The 16,718-nt window shown below is 71.9% G+C and carries 15 protein-coding genes; 9 read left to right on the top strand and 6 right to left on the bottom strand.

All coding sequences use genetic code 11. The annotated features are described in order from the left end of the window. The first annotated feature begins 71 nt into the window (after positions 1-71). On the top strand, positions 72-716 hold the full coding sequence (locus STRBO_RS0130460) for a PhzF family phenazine biosynthesis protein (protein ID WP_005478516.1): 645 nt from the start codon (positions 72-74) through the stop codon (positions 714-716). A 126-nt stretch (positions 717-842) separates the two neighbouring features. Here the strand turns inward: STRBO_RS0130460 and STRBO_RS0130455 are convergent, their stop codons facing one another. Together STRBO_RS0130455 and map are read right to left on the bottom strand one after the other, a co-directional pair. Next, entirely contained in the window at positions 843-1,511 is a 669-nt protein-coding gene (locus STRBO_RS0130455; RefSeq protein ID WP_005478514.1) for a biliverdin-producing heme oxygenase, read from the bottom strand. Between the two features lie 205 nt (positions 1,512-1,716). After that, positions 1,717-2,574, bottom strand: coding sequence for a type I methionyl aminopeptidase (gene map, locus STRBO_RS0130450; protein ID WP_020665634.1), 858 nt, complete (start codon positions 2,572-2,574; stop codon positions 1,717-1,719). Positions 2,575-2,641: 67 nt separating this feature from the next. Between map and STRBO_RS0130445 the strand changes: the two genes are divergently transcribed. From STRBO_RS0130445 to STRBO_RS0130430, 4 genes are all read left to right on the top strand, one after another. Next, on the top strand, positions 2,642-2,872 hold the full coding sequence (locus STRBO_RS0130445) for a hypothetical protein (protein WP_020115305.1): 231 nt from the start codon (positions 2,642-2,644) through the stop codon (positions 2,870-2,872). A 626-nt stretch (positions 2,873-3,498) separates the two neighbouring features. After that, the gene (locus tag STRBO_RS0130440; RefSeq protein WP_005478507.1) at positions 3,499-4,587 is read left to right on the top strand and encodes a sialidase family protein; all 1,089 of its coding nucleotides are present in this window, start codon (positions 3,499-3,501) and stop codon (positions 4,585-4,587) included. 37 nt (positions 4,588-4,624) lie between these two features. Then, on the top strand, positions 4,625-5,353 hold the full coding sequence (gene npdG / locus STRBO_RS0130435) for an NADPH-dependent F420 reductase (RefSeq protein ID WP_005478505.1): 729 nt from the start codon (positions 4,625-4,627) through the stop codon (positions 5,351-5,353). A gap of 109 nt (positions 5,354-5,462) precedes the next feature. Continuing rightward, positions 5,463-5,642 carry a hypothetical protein gene (locus STRBO_RS0130430; RefSeq protein ID WP_005478502.1) on the top strand — a complete coding sequence of 60 codons (180 nt, stop codon included), beginning with the start codon at positions 5,463-5,465 and terminating at the stop codon, positions 5,640-5,642. Between the two features lie 24 nt (positions 5,643-5,666). Here STRBO_RS0130430 and STRBO_RS0130425 read toward each other — a convergent pair whose 3' ends face one another. Beyond that, positions 5,667-6,467, bottom strand: a complete 801-nt coding sequence (locus STRBO_RS0130425) for a site-2 protease family protein (protein ID WP_005478500.1) — start codon at positions 6,465-6,467, stop codon at positions 5,667-5,669. A 200-nt stretch (positions 6,468-6,667) separates the two neighbouring features. On the opposite strand from STRBO_RS0130425, the gene STRBO_RS0130420 reads away from it, so the two are divergent. Next, positions 6,668-9,976, top strand: a complete 3,309-nt coding sequence (locus STRBO_RS0130420) for an AfsR/SARP family transcriptional regulator (protein ID WP_020115304.1) — start codon at positions 6,668-6,670, stop codon at positions 9,974-9,976. 50 nt (positions 9,977-10,026) lie between these two features. On the opposite strand, the gene STRBO_RS0130415 is transcribed toward STRBO_RS0130420, so the two are convergent. From STRBO_RS0130415 to panB, 3 genes are all read right to left on the bottom strand, one after another. Further along, positions 10,027-10,866 carry an ABC transporter permease gene (locus STRBO_RS0130415; RefSeq protein WP_005478497.1) on the bottom strand — a complete coding sequence of 280 codons (840 nt, stop codon included), beginning with the start codon at positions 10,864-10,866 and terminating at the stop codon, positions 10,027-10,029. After that, the gene (locus STRBO_RS0130410; RefSeq protein ID WP_028796930.1) at positions 10,863-11,888 is read right to left on the bottom strand and encodes an ATP-binding cassette domain-containing protein; all 1,026 of its coding nucleotides are present in this window, start codon (positions 11,886-11,888) and stop codon (positions 10,863-10,865) included. Before STRBO_RS0130410 ends, STRBO_RS0130415 begins: the two co-directional genes overlap by 4 nt. Positions 11,889-12,064: 176 nt before the next feature. Then, positions 12,065-12,931, bottom strand: a complete 867-nt coding sequence (panB, locus tag STRBO_RS0130405) for a 3-methyl-2-oxobutanoate hydroxymethyltransferase (protein WP_005478495.1) — start codon at positions 12,929-12,931, stop codon at positions 12,065-12,067. A 191-nt stretch (positions 12,932-13,122) separates the two neighbouring features. Between panB and STRBO_RS0130400 the strand changes: the two genes are divergently transcribed. From STRBO_RS0130400 to STRBO_RS0130390, 3 genes are all read left to right on the top strand, one after another. Continuing rightward, positions 13,123-14,700, top strand: coding sequence for an MFS transporter (locus STRBO_RS0130400; RefSeq protein WP_028796929.1), 1,578 nt, complete (start codon positions 13,123-13,125; stop codon positions 14,698-14,700). A 46-nt stretch (positions 14,701-14,746) separates the two neighbouring features. Continuing rightward, a complete protein-coding gene (locus STRBO_RS0130395; RefSeq protein WP_020115301.1) occupies positions 14,747-15,382 on the top strand; it encodes a TetR/AcrR family transcriptional regulator in 636 nt (211 codons plus the stop codon). Between the two features lie 182 nt (positions 15,383-15,564). Further along, the gene (locus STRBO_RS0130390) at positions 15,565-16,614 is read left to right on the top strand and encodes an endonuclease/exonuclease/phosphatase family protein (RefSeq protein WP_005478491.1); all 1,050 of its coding nucleotides are present in this window, start codon (positions 15,565-15,567) and stop codon (positions 16,612-16,614) included. The last annotated feature ends 104 nt before the right edge of the window (positions 16,615-16,718 follow it).

Here is a 16,718-nt window from a genome sequence, read left to right as displayed (position 1 = left end):
CCGCCCGGTCGCCGTCCGGCGGTGTGGTGACCTGGTGCGACACGGGGTCTGGTTGATGTTTCAATGCCGGAGTGACCGACTTCGACGTGCTGCGGGTGTTCTGCGGACCCCGCGGCGGATACGGCAACGAACTGGGCGTCGTCCGCGAGGGCTCCGTGATGCCCGACCGCGCCGACCGCCAGGAGTTCGCCGCCAAACTCGGCTTCAGCGAGACCGTGTTCGTGGACGACCCCGAGCGCGGGGTGATCGACATCTACACCCCCTCGCTGCGCCTGCCCTTCGCCGGATACCCATGCGTCGGCGCGGCCTGGCTCCTCGACGTGCCCGAACTGGTCACCCCGGCCGGGGTCGTCGGCGCCCGGCTGGACGGCGAGTTCAGCTGGATCGAGGCCCTGCCGGAGTGGGCCCCGCCCCGCACCTTCCGCCAGTACGCCTCCGCCGCCGAGATCGACGACCTGCGCGTACCGCCGCCCGGCGAGTGGATCTACGCCTGGGCCTGGGAGGACGAGGCGGCCGGACGCGTCCGTGCCCGCGCCTTCCCCGGCCGCGACGACGGCATCGACGAGGACGAGGCCACCGGTGCGGCGGCCCTGCAGCTGACCGCGCGGCTGGGCCGGGCCCTGAACATCACCCAGGGCGCGGGCTCCCAGCTCCTCACGGCACCGCAGCCGCACGGCTGGGTGGAGGTCGGGGGCAGGGTGTTCCTGGAGAGGTGAGAGCGCCTTGGAAGCGAGGGCGCACTTCTCGGGGGCGCGGGGAACTGCGCGACCAGCCCCCACGAACCCGCACCGGACACACGAGCTCAGCGGCCCCGAAGCGCCCCGCCCCGGCGAGCACGGCGCCTATGCGCTCAGGGGGAACTCCTCGCCCAGAGCGAGAAAGACCGCGGTGTTCAGCGCGAACGCCCGCTTGCACTCACTCACGATCCGCTGCTTCTCCAGGTCGTCGGCCCGCACCCGGTCCAGCAGCTGCCGGTACCCCCGCTTGAACGCGGCCGGGTTGGTGATCTCCTCGAAGACGTAGAACCGGACTCCGTCGCCCTTCCTGGCGAAGCCCCAGGTCTTCTCGGCCCGGTCCCGGATGATCTGTCCGCCGGAGAGGTCGCCGAGGTAGCGCGTGTAGTGGTGGGCCACATACCCGCCGGCCCACGAACGCCCGCACTCGGCGACCCGCGCCGCGTACTCCTCGGTCGCCGGCAGCGCCGTGAGCGTCGCGCGCCAGCCGGGGCCGCGCAGATGCTCCAGGTCCCGCTCCAGCGCGGGCAGCCGCATCAGCTCGGGCTGGACGAACGGCCCGGCGACCGGGTCGCCGGCCAGCCCCGGCGCGGCGCTCTCCAGGGCCTCGTACACGAACCACAGCTGCTCGGTGTACCGCGCGTACGCCTCGACGCCGAGTTTGCCGCCCAGCATGTCTCCCATGAACGTCGTGGACTCCGCCTCGGTGTGCTGCTCGTGCGAGGCGGTGCGGATGAGCGTGGAGAACGCCGTGTCCGATGCGACCGACGCGTTCATGGAGGCCTCCGGTGCCGAAGTGGGGAAGACGAGAAGCTGACGTCATTTTCTGTGGTTAGGCTCACCTAAGTCAACAGGTTCCCGACTCCCTGTCGGTAAGACCGTACCCCGTGTCCGGCGCGCGCACCCGCACAGCGAAAAGCCCGCCGCACGGCCGGAACCGGGGGCGGGCTGTCTCGCGGGGACGAATGTCGGTGCGACGGGACTACGGCAGCGTGAGGATCTCCGCGCCCGTCTCCGTCACCACCAGCGTGTGCTCGAACTGGGCGGTGCGCCTGCGGTCCTTGGTGACGACCGTCCAGCCGTCGTCCCACATGTCGTAGTCGTACGACCCGAGCGTCAGCATCGGCTCGATGGTGAACGTCATCCCGGTCTGGATCACCGTGGTGGCGTGCGGGGAGTCGTAGTGCGGGACGATCAGGCCGGAGTGGAACGACGAGTTGATCCCGTGCCCGGTGAAGTCCCGCACGACCCCGTACCCGAACCGCTTCGCGTAGGACTCGATGACCCGCCCGATGATGTTGATCTGGCGCCCCGGCCTGACGGCCTTGATGGCACGGGCGAGGGACTCCTCGGTCCGCTCGACGAGCAGACGCGACTCGTCGTCCACGTCCCCCACCAGGTAGGTGGCGTTGTTGTCGCCGTGCACGCCGCCGATGTACGCCGTCACGTCCAGGTTGACGATGTCGCCGTCGCGCAGCACGGTCGAGTCGGGGATGCCGTGGCAGATGACCTCGTTGACCGAGGTGCACAGCGACTTCGGGAAGCCCCGGTAGCCGAGCGTCGACGGGTAGGCACCGTGGTCGCACATGTACTCGTGCGCGACCCGGTCCAGCTCGTCCGTGGTGACGCCGGGGGCGATGTGCTTGGCCGCCTCGGCCATCGCCCGCGCCGCGATCCGGCCGGCGATCCGCATCGCCTCGATGGTCTCGGGCGTCTGCACCTCCGGCCCGGTGTACGGAGTCGGGGCGGGCTTGCCCACGTACTCGGGTCGGCGGATGTTTCCCGGGACGGTACGGGTGGGGGAGAGCTTCCCCGGTGCGAGCAGCGACTGGCCAGACATGCCAGCGAGTTTAACCAGCGGTGGTGGGGGACCATGTCGGAGACGACTGGTGAAGGGAACTCAGGTCATGCCCCTGTTCAAACGGCGTACGGCCGGCAAGCCCGGCGAATGGTTCTACTGCCTGGAGCACAAGAAGGTCGAAGAGGGCCCCGACTGCCCCGGCAAGGACCGCATGGGCCCCTACGCCTCCCGCCAGGAAGCCACCCGGGCCATGGAGACGGCCCAGGAACGCAACGCGGAGTGGGAGAACGATCCCCGCTGGCACGACACCCCCGCGACGGACTCGAACACCGACTGACCGTCCCCGGCGGCTCGGGGCGGCCCCGCCGCCCATGACAGGCGGCCGGTAGGTGCGGCTCTCCGGCGGGAGACCGGCGCGGCCGGCGAGCACGACGACATCCGCCGACCGGGCCGCACGCCCTGCGGGGGACCGCCCGTGCAGCCCCCACCGCTCGGCGGTCGGGGGCGGTCGGGCGCGGACGGCCGCCGGAGCCGCGACAGGCGGTGGCCCACGGCGCCGTGCCCTCCGCGGTTGGTCCGCGCCCGACCGCCTGGCGGTCAGGAGCGGTGCGGCGAGCGGTGCCGCCGGTGCAGACGCGAGTCGCGGCCGCGTCGCACGAGGTGATCGTCCTCGCGGGGCGGCGCGACGCGCGGGACCGAGGCTCCGGCGGGAGGCCCGTACCCGGTACCGGTCGGCCGGGAAGGGGCGGGCGCGCCGGCCGGTGAGGCCGCCCGCCGCTCCCGCAACCGCACCGCGTGCTCCCGCGGCAACCGCTTTTCGACGGTCACGGCCCCCGCCGCCGGGCGCCCCACCGGCGGCCGACCACTCGTGACCCGGAGTTCACCGCGAGTTGGTCCGCGCCGGGCACACACGCCGCGTCAGCGCGGCGCGACCGCCCCCCCGCCTCCACCTCAGGAGTCCCCGTGACCTCGATTCCGACGCCCGAGAGCAGCATCCCCTTCCGCGCCGGCCGTGAGGGGTACGCCAGTTTTCGGATCCCGGCGGTCGTGCGCACCCGGTCCGGTGATCTGCTCGCCTTCTGCGAGGGGCGGGTCGGTGGGCGGGAGGACTTCGGGAACATCGACATCGTGGTGAAGCGGTCGACGGACGGCGGCCGGACCTGGGGCCCGCCGAAGGTCGTCGCGGAGAACGGCGACGCCCTCGCGGGCAACCCCGCTCCCGTCGTCCTCGACACCGGCAGGATCCTGCTGGTCCACGTCCGCAACGCCGCCCACGCCACCGAGGACGCCATCCGCCGCGGCACCGTGAGCGCGGCGGACGGGCGCAGGGTGTGGGTGCGGCACAGCGACGACGAGGGGGCGACCTGGTCCGCCCCCAGGGAGATCACCGGGCAGACCAAGAAGCCCGAGTGGCGCTGGTACGCCACCACCCCCGGCCACGCCCTCCAGCTCTCCACCGGCCGCGTCGTCGTCCCCGCCAACCACTCCCTCCCGCCCGCCGGGGCGGACGACGGCACGGAGGGCAGGTACAACGGCGGGCACTGCCTGCTGAGCGACGACGCGGGCGCCACCTGGCGCATCGGCTACGTCGACGACAACACCGACGGCTACGTCAACGCCAACGAGACCACCGCCACCGAACTCCCCGACGGCCGCGTCTACTTCAACACCCGCAACGACTCCCCGGCCCCCGGCACCCGCGCCGACGCCCACTCCACCGACGGCGGCGAGAGCCTGGTCAGGCCCTTCCGCCCGCAGGCGGGCCTCGTCGGCCCGGTCGTCGAGGGCAGCGTCCTCCAGCTCCGCGACCCCGACCTGCTCCTCTACTCCGGCCCGGCCGACCCCGGCTTCCGCGCCCTGATGACCGTCCGCGCCAGCACCGACCACGGCGTCACCTGGCGCCCCGTCCACACCGTCGACGGGCTGCCCGCCGCGTACAGCGACCTCGTACGCGTCGACCGGGACACGGTCGGTCTGCTCTACGAGACGGGCGACTTCGGCGCGTACGAGACGATCACCTTCCGCCGGGTCCCCGTGACCGCGCTCACCTGACCGCCGGCCGCGACGGACACGCACGTAAAGTCGGCCCATGACCTCTACTGACAGTGCACAGCAGCCCCCCGCGCAGGTCCCCGCGAAGGCCCCGGCCAAGGACCCCTGGGACCTGCCGGACGTGTCGGGGCTCGTCGTCGGCGTGCTCGGCGGCACCGGGCCGCAGGGCAAGGGCCTCGCGTACCGCCTCGCCAAGGCCGGCCAGAAGGTGATCATCGGGTCGCGGGCCGCCGACCGCGCCCAGGGCGTCGCCGAGGAGCTGGGACACGGCGTCGAGGGCGCCGACAACGCCGAGACCGCCCGCCGCAGCGACATCGTGATCGTCGCCGTACCGTGGGACGGCCACGGCAAGACCCTCGCGTCGCTGCGCGAGGAGCTGACCGGCAAGCTCGTCGTCGACTGCGTCAACCCGCTCGGCTTCGACAAGAAGGGCGCCTTCGCGCTGAAGCCGGAGGAGGGCAGCGCCGCCGAGCAGGCCGCCGCCCTGCTGCCTCACTCGCGCGTCACCGCCGCCTTCCACCACCTCTCCGCCGTCCTCCTCGAAGACCCGGAGATCGAGGAGATCGACACGGACGTGATGGTCCTCGGCGAGGAGCGGGCCGACGTCGAGATCGTGCAGGCGCTGGCCGGCCGAATCCCCGGCATGCGGGGCATCTTCGCGGGCCGGCTGCGCAACGCCCACCAGGTCGAGTCCCTGGTCGCGAACCTCATCTCCGTGAACCGCCGCTACAAGGCCCACGCGGGCATCCGCCTGACGGACGTGTAGCCGGGGCGCGGCCGGCCCGCGGGCGAGGCACGCACGCCGGCGGGCATGGGGGACACTGGACGCGCTACCACCTCGTCCGAACCGACCGCCCTGTCAGGAGCCGACCCCCATGCCCCGCCTCGCCGTCTACGCGCTCGTCGTCTGTCTCCTCGCGATCACCGCGGCCGTGGTCTCCTTCAGCCGGGGCAGCTGGCTGGGCGTGGTGTGGGTGCTGATGGCCGGCCTGTCCTCCAACATGACCTGGTACTACGCGCGCAAGGCGAAGCTGGAGCGGTCCGCCGCCCGCTGAGTTCGGGGCCCTGCCCCACATCCCTCACATCCCGGTGAGGCAGACGTCGCTGTCCGCGCGCCAGAAGCGGTAGAGCCAGTAGCCGCAGTCGGAGAGCTGGTCCTCGATCCCGAGGCCCCGCATGAACGCGTCGATGACGTCCCAGAACACCCCGTTCACCGCCGGGATCCACAGGACCGCGAACACCAGCAGCAGCCCGAAGGGCGCCAGCGGCTCCACCTGGCGGCGGATCTTGTACGACAGCCAGGGCTCGACGACGCCGTAGCCGTCCAGGCCGGGCACCGGCAGGAAGTTCAGGATCGCGGCCGTGACCTGGAGCATCGCGAGGAAGGCGAGGGCGAAGAGGAACGCCTTCGGCACACCGTCCGTGACCCCCAGCCAGAAGGGCGCGGTGCAGACGGCCGCGAACGCGACGTTCGTCAGCGGACCCGCCGCCGAGATCAGACTGTGCTTCCAACGGCCCTGGATACGGCCCCGCTCGATGAACACCGCGCCACCGGGCAGACCGATCCCACCCATGATCACGAAGACCACCGGCAGCACGATGCTGAGCAGGGCATGGGTGTACTTCAGCGGATTGAGGGTGAGATAGCCCTTGGCGCCGATGGAGATGTCACCGCTGTGCAGCGCGGTACGGGCGTGCGCGTACTCGTGCAGACACAGTGAGACGACCCACGCCGAGGTCACGAACAGGAAGACGGCCAGACCGGGCTGCTCGGCGAACCCGGTCCACGTGGCCCATCCGGTGACCGCCATGACGGCCACGATCCCCATGAAGACGGGGCTGATCCTCCGGTCGCTCCGGCGGGACGCGGCGGTGGTCATGGGGCTCCTAGGACTCGCGGCGGACAATCGATCACTCGAACGGCCTGCCCGACGGTACCGGCCGCACGCCGAAAACGTCTCGCGATCCCCTCCCGGTTCCTAGGAAGGTGGGGACGCACGGTCGACGGTGGCGCGGGAGCGTCCGACTCGATGCACCGGACACCCGGACCCGGCTTTGACAGCGACCACCGACAGAGACAATGGACCCTGTGCGCTACCGCATCCTCGGCACCACCCAGGCACTGCAGCCCGACGGCACCCCCGTCCCCGTCGGGGGCGCCCGGCTGCGCGCCCTGCTGACCGTGCTCGCGCTGCGCCAGGGCCGTACGATGCCCGCGGCCACCCTCGTCGACGAGGTGTGGGCCGACGATCCGCCCGCCGACGCGCCGGCCGCGCTGCAGGCGCTGGTCGGCCGGCTGCGCAGGGCCCTTGGCCCGGGCGCGATCGCCTCACTGAACGGCGGCTACCGCCTCGCGGCGACACGGGACGACATCGACCTGCACCGCTTCGAACGTCTCGCGCAGGAGGGCGCCCGCGCGCTCGCCGACGGCGATCCGGCCAAGGCCGCCGACGTCCTCGACGACGCGCTGGCCCTCTGGCAGGGCCCGCCGCTGGCCGACCTCCCCGACCGCGCCGCCGAGGCCGCCCGCTGGGAGACCCGCCGCCTCGACGCCCACCGCACCCGCCTCACCGCCGCTCTCGCCCTCGGCCGCGCCGACTCCGCACTCCCGGACCTCACAGCCCTCTGCGACACCCACCCCCTCGACGAACCCCTCCAGTTCCTCCGCCTCCAGGCCCTGCGGGACACCGGCCGCACGGCACAGGCCCTGGCGGCCTACGAGGAGGTACGCCGCCTCCTGTCGGCCCGCCTGGGCACGAGCCCGGGCCCGGCACTCGGCAGACTGCACGCGGAACTCCTGCGAGCGGACGAACCAGCGCCCCGTCAGGGGCGCGGGGAACCGCGCGACCGGCCCGCGCCGCACCCCCACCCCACCCGCGCCCCCGGCAATCTCCGCGCCCGTCTCACCTCGTTCGTCGGCCGGGACACCGACATCGACACCATCCGCCACGACCTCACCAGCACCCGCCTCGTCACCCTTCTCGGCCCCGGCGGCGCGGGCAAGACCCGCCTCTCCCAGGAGGCCGGCGAGGCGGTCGCCGAGGCCATGCCGGACGGCGTCTGGCTCGCCGAACTCGCCCCCGTGGACGACCCCGCGAACGTTCCGGAGACCGTCCTCACCGCCCTCGGCGCGCGCGAGACCGTCCTGCGCGGCGCCCGCGCCGAGGAGATGCGCGTCGCGGCGGACCGCAAGGACGACCCGCTGGCCCGCCTCGCCGAACACTGCGCCGGGCGCCGCATGCTGCTGATTCTCGACAACTGCGAACACGTCGTGGACGCCGCCGCCCATCTCGTCGACCAGCTCCTCCAGCGCTGCCCGACGCTGACCGTCCTCGCCACCAGCCGCGAACCCCTCGGCGTACCGGGGGAGTTGCTGCGCCCGGTGGAGCCGCTGACGGAGCCCCACGCGCTGCGCCTGCTGGCCGACCGGGGGGCGGCCGCCCGGCCCGGTTTCACCGTCGCCGCCGACCCGGAGGCGGCCGCCGAGATCTGCCGCCGCCTCGACGGACTGCCCCTCGCCATCGAGCTGGCGGCGGCCCGGCTGCGCATGCTGACGCCCCGCCAGATCGCCGACCGCCTCGACGACCGCTTCCGGCTGCTCACCTCGGGCAGCCGTACCGTCCTGCCCCGGCAGCAGACCCTACGCGCGGTCGTCGACTGGTCCTGGGAGCTGCTCGACGAGGACGAACGGTACGTCCTGCGGCGGCTGTCGGTGTTCGCCGGCGGCTGCGACCTGGCCGCCGCCGAGGCCGTCTGCGGACCCGCCGCGCTGGAGGCGCTCGGCTCGCTCGTGGACAAGTCCCTCGTCGTGGCGGCCCCTTCGGCGGTTCCCGCGGCCGGCGAGATGCGCTACCGGCTCCTGGAGACCGTCGTCGAGTACGCGGGCGAACGGCTCGACGAGACCGGCACCCGCCCGGCAGCCGCACGGGCGCACCTCACGTACTACCGCGAACTCGTCCGCACCACCGACCCGTTGCTGCGCGGCTCCGGCCAGCGTGCCGCGATCGAGCTGCTGGAACTGGAGTACGAGAACATCCGCACCGCCCTCAGACACGCCGTCGCCGAGCGGGACGAGCAGGAGGCGCTCTGTCTGACGCTCTCGCTGTGCTGGTACTGGCAGATGCGTGACCTGAAGACCGAGGCCCGGCACTGGTCCGCCCAGGTCAAGGAACTCGGCCCGGACCCCTTCACCGCACCCGCCCGCCCCGTCCCGGACCTGCGGGAGCGCATGGTCGAACGCCCGCCGCCGATGAGTCCCGCCGTCCTGGACGAGGCCCGGCGCGGGGTGCATCTCGTCCATCTGGCCTGCATGGACATGGAACTGCCAGTGTGGGAGACCCCCGAGAGCCAGGAGAAACTCCGGGTCATCAGCGCGACCTACCGCCCGGGCCAGCCCCAGACCTGCCGCTTCCCCGGCTTCATGTGGTTCTACGCCGTCCTGCTGACCGGCGACATGGACCGGCTGCGCGCCATCCTCGACGCCAACATCGACACCTGCCGCGCCCTCGGCTTCACCTGGGAACTGGGCCAGACCCTGCAGATGCGGGCCAACATCCTCGCCAACCGTACCGACTGGGCGGGCGACGCCCCCGCGGACGCCGAGGAGTCGCTGGAGATCTTCGACCGGCTCGGGGACGCCTGGGGCGCCGCCGAGGCGCTCTCGGCGCGCGGCGAGTTCCTGGAGCGCAAGGGCGAGTTCGAGCTCGCCGCCGCGGACTTCGAGCGGGCCATCGAGTATGCCGAACGACTCGGCGCCAACGCCCAGTTGGGCATGCTCGGCGTCCGGCTCGGCAGCGTGTACATCGAGAGCGGCGACGCGGAGCGCGGCGAGAAATTGCTGTTCGACGTGTTGGAGGCCGGGCGCCGGGCCGCCGGCGGGGCGGTGCCCGCCGCCCGGCTCTTCCTCGCGATCCGGCTCGGCCGCAGCGGGCGCACGGTCGAGGCCCGCGAGCAGCTCGCCCTGCTGCGCGAAGACTTCCACGCCGCGGACTTCGTGCTCTTCGCCGGGTTCGTCATCGGCGTCGAGGGCTGGCTGGAGACGATGGACGGACAGTACGAGGAGGCGCTGCGGCTGATGCGCGAGGCGCTGGACCGGAGTCTGGACCGGCTGTCCCAGATGGTCGCGCCCCATATGCCCGCCATCCATCTCGTGACCGCGGCCATATCCCTGACGGGCGTCGACGGCGGTGCCCGCGCCCTCGACGCGGCCCGGCTCCTCGGCGCGGCCGACGCGCTGCTGCCGCCCGGCCACTTCTCCAGCCCGATGGAGGCCGAGTCCCGCGCCAGGGCCGAGGCCGTGACGCGGGCGGCGCTGGGCGACGCCGCGTACGAGCGGGCGTACGCCGAGGGCGGCGCCCTCACCCCGCGGGAGGCCGCCGCCCTCGTCTGACCCTCGTGCAAGCCTTCCGTCGTCGCCGCGGGGCCCGCGGCCCCGGTGGGTCAGCTCTTCGTCTTGAACTTGTGGATCGCGATCGGCGCCATCACCGCCGTCAGGCCCACCGACCAGCCGAGCGTGACCAGCAGGTCGTGCGCGATGGGGCCGCCGGTCATCAGCCCGCGCGCCGCGTCCGCCAGGGACGACAGCGGGTTGTAGTCGGTGAAGACCTGCAGCCAGCCCGGCATCGACTGGGTCGGCGCGAAGATCGACGACCCGAACTGCAGCGGGAACAGCACCAGGAAGCCCATGGCCTGCACGGACTGGGCGTTCTTCATCGTCACGCCCAGCACCAGGAAGATCCACATCAGGGACGATCCGAAGACGACGGCCAGGCCGACCGCGCCGAACAGTCCCGGCCAGCTGGTGATGTCGAAGCCGATGAGGACCCCGACGGTCAGCAGGATGGTCGTGGCGACCAGCATGCGCAGCAGCTCGACGGAGATCTTCGCGAGCAGGACCGAGGACCGGCCGATCGGCAGGGACCGGAAGCGGTCCATGACGCCCTTCTGGAAGTCCTCGTTGAAGCCCGTGCCGACGCCCATGGCGATGTTCATGCCCATCATCGCCATCAGCCCCGGCACCACGTACTGCACGTACTGCTCCTGGCCGCCGCCCAGCGCCTGCCCGATGGAGCCGCCGAAGACGTACACGAAGAGCAGGGTGAACACGATCGGCATCAGGACCGCGTCGAACATCGATTCGGGGTCCTGGCGGATCCACAGCAGGTTCCGCCGGACGAGCGCGCCGGTGTGCCGGGCGTGCGCCCGGAGCCCGATGCGGCCGTCGGCCTGAACGGCCTCGGCGGCCCCACCGGTCGTGGAGACGGTGGTGACGGCGCTCATACGGCGACCTCTTCGTAGGCGGGGGAGGGGGGCGCGTCCTGCGTCGCACCGGTCCTGTGGCCGGTGAGCGACAGGAACACCTCGTCCAGGCTGGGCAGTTCGGTGCTGATCGAGGCGATGGTCACCCCGCGCGCGGTGATCGCGCCGACGACGGCGGTCAGCTGCTCGTCGCTGAGGATCGGCACGAGGAGGGTGCCGGTCCCGGTGTCCACGGTGGTCGTGGCGAGCCCGGTGATGCCCAGGCCGTCCAGCTCCGAGGCCAGCGGCCGCAGGTGCACCGGATCGGCCGGCCGGACCCGCAGCGTGCGACCGCCGACCTGGGCCTTCAGCTCCTCGATACGGCCGCCCGCGATCACCTTGCCCTTGTCGATCACGGTCAGCTCGGAGGCCAGCTGCTCGGCCTCCTCCATGTACTGGGTGGTCAGCAGCACGGTGACACCGTCGCCGACCATGCGCTTCACCTCGGTCCACACCTCGTTGCGCGTCCGCGGGTCGAGGCCGGTCGTCGGCTCGTCCAGGTACAGCACGGCCGGGCTCCCGATCATGGACGCGGCCAGGTCGAGCCGCCGCCGCATACCGCCGGAGTACGTCGCCGCCGGGCGCCCGGCGGCCTCGGTCAGCGAGAACCGCTCCAGCAGACCGGTGGCGCGGCTCTTCGCCTCCTTGCGGGGCAGGTCGAGCAGCCGGCCGATCATGTACAGGTTCTCGAAGCCGGACAGCTTCTCGTCCACGGAGGCGTACTGCCCCGTCAACCCGATCACGCGGCGCAGCTGCCGCGGCTGCCGTACGACGTCGTAGCCGGCCACGGTCGCGTGGCCCGCGTCGGGGGTGATCAGGGTGGACAGGCAGCGCACGAGCGTCGTCTTGCCCGCGCCGTTCGGGCCGAGCACGCCCATCACCGTGCCCTCGCGCACGTCGAGGTCGACACCGTCCAGCGCCCTGGTCTCCCCGTAGTGCTTGACCAGCCCCCGCACGGTCACAGCGCCCTTCGCGCCGCCGGCGTTCATGTCGATTCGTGTCATGGGGACGACACTCCCAGCCCCCACCGACAAACCACCGACAGCCCACCTACACGGCCGATGCCCCGCCGACACGTCTGCCGACCCGGGGGTGCGGGTCTCGTCGGCGGGCGCCGCCGGGTGGGGGCCGCTCGCGCCGTTCCCCGCGCCCCCTGAGAAGCAGGGGGCGCGGGTGAGGCCTAGTGGACCGAGTGCTCCTCCTGCGGGAACGTCCCGCCCACGACGTCCTCCGCGAACGCCTTCGCCGCGTCACCCATGACCGCCCGGAGGTTCGCGTACTGCTTCACGAACTTCGGCATCCGCCCCCCGGTCAGCCCGAGCATGTCGGTCCACACGAGGACCTGTGCGTCGGTCTCGGCCCCGGCCCCGATCCCGACGGTCGGGATGTGGAGCACCCGGGTGACCTCCGCCGCCAGCTCCGCCGGAACCAGCTCCAGGACGACCGCGAACGCGCCCGCGTCCTGGACCGCCTTGGCGTCGCGCAGCAGCTGCTGCGCGGCCTCCTCGCCCCGCCCCTGCACGCGGTAGCCCATCGCGTTGACGGACTGCGGGGTGAGGCCGATGTGGGCCATGACGGGGATGCCGGACTCGACCAGCAGCTCGATCTGGCGGTGCGAGCGCTCGCCGCCCTCCAGCTTGACCGCGCCGACCCCGGCCTCCTTGACCATCCGGGTCGCCGAGCGCAGCGCCTGCACCGGGCCCTCCTGGTAGGAGCCGAAGGGCAGGTCGCCGACGATCAGGGCGCGGCTGGTGCCCCGTACGACGGCGGCGGAGAGCATGGTCATCTCGTCGAGGGTGACGGGCACGGTCGACTCGTAGCCGAGGTGACAGTTGCCCGCGGAGTCGCCGACGAGCATGACCGGGATGCCGGCCTCGTCGAAGACGGAGGCGGTCATCGCGTCGTAGGCGGTGAGCATGGGCCACTTCTCGCCGCGTTCCTTGGCGAGGGCGATGTCCCGGACGGTGATACGGCGTGTGCCCTTGCCCCCGTACAGCGCCTTGCTGCCGTCGGAGGGCTTCGTCTGGGCAGCCGAAAGCTGCGTCATCGCTCCAGCTCCTTCATGTCATCTCGAGGCACCCTGACGGCGTCCCCGGACCGCTTCCATGGTGGCACCTCCCGAGAGGGAGGGCTAGGGCAGGCGCGTGTGACCGTTTCGGCATGCGGCATGTAAGAACAGGGTAAAAGATATTCGATACGAGACGGTCCCGTATCGAAAATAGGTCTAGGCTCGACGCCATGACTACCGCAGTCCCTGACTCCCGCGTACCGGCGGCGGTGCACCGGCGCCGCTGGGTGATTCTCGGTGTGCTGATGCTGAGCCTGCTGATCGTGGTGCTCGACAACTCGATCCTCAACGTCGCCATCAAGACGATCTCCACCCCCGAGCCCACCGGCCTGGGCGCCACCCAGAGCGAGCTGGAGTGGGCGATCAACGCCTACACGCTGGTCTTCGCGGGACTGCTGTTCTCCGCGGGCCTGCTCGGCGACCGCCTCGGCCGCAAGAAGGTGCTGCTCGGCGGACTCGTCGTCTTCGGCCTCGGCTCGGCGCTGGCCGCGATGTCGGGCTCCCCGGCCCAGCTGATCGTCTTCCGCGCGGTGATGGGCCTCGGCGCCGCCTTCGTCATGCCCGCCACCCTCGCCGTCCTGATGAACGTCTTCGAGCGCGACGAGCAGCCCAAGGCCATCGGCATCTGGGCGGGCGGCGTCGGCCTCGCCATCGCCATCGGCCCGATCACCGGAGGTCTCCTGCTCGACCACTTCTGGTGGGGCTCGGTCTTCCTGATCAACGTGCCGATCGTCCTCCTCGCGCTCGGCCTGATGATCTGGCTGGTGCCCGACTCGCGCGACCCCGCCCCCGGCCGCATCGACCCCGTCGGCGTGGTGCTCTCCGTCATCGGCCTCGTGCTCCTCGTCTACGGCATCATCCGCGGCGGTCAGCTCGCCGACTTCACCGATGTCACGGTCCTCAGCCCCATCGGGGCCGGACTCGCGGTCCTCGCCGCCTTCGTGATCTTCGAGAAGCGCAGCGACCACCCGTCCATCGACATGTCGTTCTTCCGGAACAAGGTCTTCTCGGCGTCCATCGGCGTCATCGGCCTGGTTTTCTTCGCGCTGATGGGCGTGACCTTCTTCTCCGTCTTCTACACCCAGACCGTGCGCGGCTACTCGCCGCTCCAGACCGGCCTGTTGATGCTGCCGCTGGCCGTCGCGCAGCTCGTCTTCGCGCCGCGCGCCCGGCTCGTCGTGGACCGCTTCGGCAACAGCGCGGTGTGCACGGCCGGCATGACGCTGATCGCCGGGATGCTCGCCGCGTTCGCCGTGCTGGACGGGGACACGCCGATCTGGCTCCTCGAAGTCATCTTCTTCCTCATGGGCGTCGGCATGGCCCATGTGATGACCCCGCTCAGCGTCGTCATCATGCAGGCGCTGCCCCGCGAGAAGGCCGGCTCCGCGTCCGCGCTCAGCAACACCTTCCGCCAGGTCGGCGGCGCCCTCGGCATCGCCGTCCTCGGCTCGGTGCTGTCCACCGCCTACCGGAGCGACATCGAGCACCAGTTGCCCGCCGGCGCCCCGCACGCCGCCGCCGAGTCCATCGAGGCCACCCTCGGCCTCGCCGCGCGTCTCGGCGAACGGGGCGAGGCCCTGGTCGGCCCGGCCCACGACGCCTTCCTGCACGCCATGCACGTGACCGCTCTGTGCGGGGCCGGTATCGCCCTGATCGGTGCCGTGGCCATGGCGGTGTTCCTGCCGGGACGACCGAAGGGCGGTCAGGAGGGCAAGGAGGAGCCCGAGTTGGCGGCCGTCGACCACTGACCGGAGAATCGGTCCGGTCCCACGACGCACAGAGACGGAGTCGACCTTGAGCCTCGCCGAGAGCCACGCCGGAGACGGACGCGCCCGGGGCACGGGCCCCGTCCGCGGGCGGCCCCGCAGCGAGGCCGTGGAGCGGTCCATCGTCGAAGGCGTGATGAAACTCCTCGAAGAGGGCGTGCCGCTCTCGGAGTTGTCGATCGAACGGGTCGCCCGGACGGCGGGCGTCGGCAAGGCGACCATCTACCGCCGCTGGAGCGGCAAGGAGGCGCTCTTCGTCGACGTACTGCGCGCGGCCGAGCCCCCGGACCCCGTGCTGCCCGGTACCTCGATGCGCGACGACCTCGTCGTCTTCCTGGAGGCGGCACGCAGGCGCGGGCTGCTCAACCGGCCGTCGGCGATCCTGCACAACGTCATCGCCCAGATGAAGAGCAGCCCCAAGATCTGGGACGCCTACCACACGGACGTCGTCGCCCCCCGCCGCCGGGCCCTCGCCGAGGTCCTGCGCCGGGGCCGGGACAACGGCGAACTCCGGGCCGACATCGACCTCGACCTCGTCGGCGACCTGGTCTTCGGCCCCATGCTCGTGCGCACCGTCATGCGCCCGGACGCCTCCCTGCCCGAGGATCTCGCGGAGAACATCGTCGACACGGTGCTCGAAGGGCTTCGCCCTTCTGCGAAGTGAGTCACAGTGATGTGCGCGTTTCGTTACAGACGTCGGGGCCTGTCCACCGGTTCGGAACTCCGAACAGCGGGTTGTACGTCCTCGTCCCCGAACGCCCGCCGTAAGGCGGCGGGAACGACGGCGATCATCCCCTAGGGTCTTTAGGCGCGGGGAAAATGCACGGCAGGCAGTGAGGCGACGGTATGGCGCAGGCGTACATGACGGAGACGGGCGGCGGCGGCACCGGTCAGGGCCGCGAACAATCCCGGTTCCGGCGCCTGCTGGGCCGCCTCTTCGGCGGCTGGAGAGGGGATCGGCGGATCTGGCGCCGGGGCATCGTCCTCGCGGTCCTCGCCGTCCTCGTCGCACTGGTGATGGTGCTGCACGCCCAGGTCCCCAACGCCGTCGGCAACCTCGGCAGTCTGACCGAGACGTTCCTGCCGTGGCTGGGCCTCGCGATCCCGGTGCTGCTCGTGCTCGCGCTGGTCCGCAGGTCCGCGACCGCGCTCATCGCGCTGCTGGTGCCCACGGTCGTCTGGCTGAACATCTTCGGCGGACTCGTCACCAGCAAGACCGGCGGCGGCGGCGACTTCACCGTCGTCACCCACAACGTCAACGCGGACAACGCCGACACCTCCGGCACGGCCCGCGAGATCGCCGGCTCCGGCGCGGACGTGGTGGCCCTGGAGGAACTGACCGAGAACGCGGTGCCGGTGTACGAGAAGGCGCTGGCGGCGACGTACCCGTACCACGAGGTCGTCGGCACCGTCGGCCTGTGGAGCCGGTACCGGATGAGCGACACCGAGCCCGTCGACATCAAGCTCGGCTGGGAGCGCGCGATGCGCGCCACCGTGGCGACGCCGGACGGGCCGGTCGCCGTGTACGTCGCCCATCTGCCCTCGGTGCGGGTCAAGCTGGAGGCCGGGTTCACCGCCCGCCAGCGCGACAAGAGCGCCAACGCCCTCGGCGAGGCCATCGCCGACGAGCCGATCCAGCAGGTCGCGCTCCTCGGCGACCTCAACGGCACCATGAACGACCGCGCCCTGAACGCCGTCACCGCCCAGATGCGCTCCACCCAGGGCGCGGCGGGCAGCGGCTTCGGCTTCAGCTGGCCCGCGTCGTTCCCGCTGGCCCGCATCGACCAGATCATGGTCCGGGGCATGGAGCCCACGGCGTCCTGGACCCTGCCGGAGACGGGCAGTGACCATCTGCCGGTGGCGGCGCGGGTGACGATCGACACGTCCGGGAGCTGACCGCGCAGGTGGGGCGGTCGCGGGAGACGGGGGAACAAGGCCCGGTTCGAGTTTGTTCCGCAAGGGAACATACGATGGACGGAACCCCGACATCCCCCGCTCTT

It is taken from the genome of Streptomyces bottropensis ATCC 25435, from assembly GCF_000383595.1.
Lineage (GTDB): Bacteria > Actinomycetota > Actinomycetes > Streptomycetales > Streptomycetaceae > Streptomyces > Streptomyces bottropensis.
Note: the sequence above shows the minus strand (reverse complement) of the source record. Positions and strands in the feature narration are given on the sequence as shown.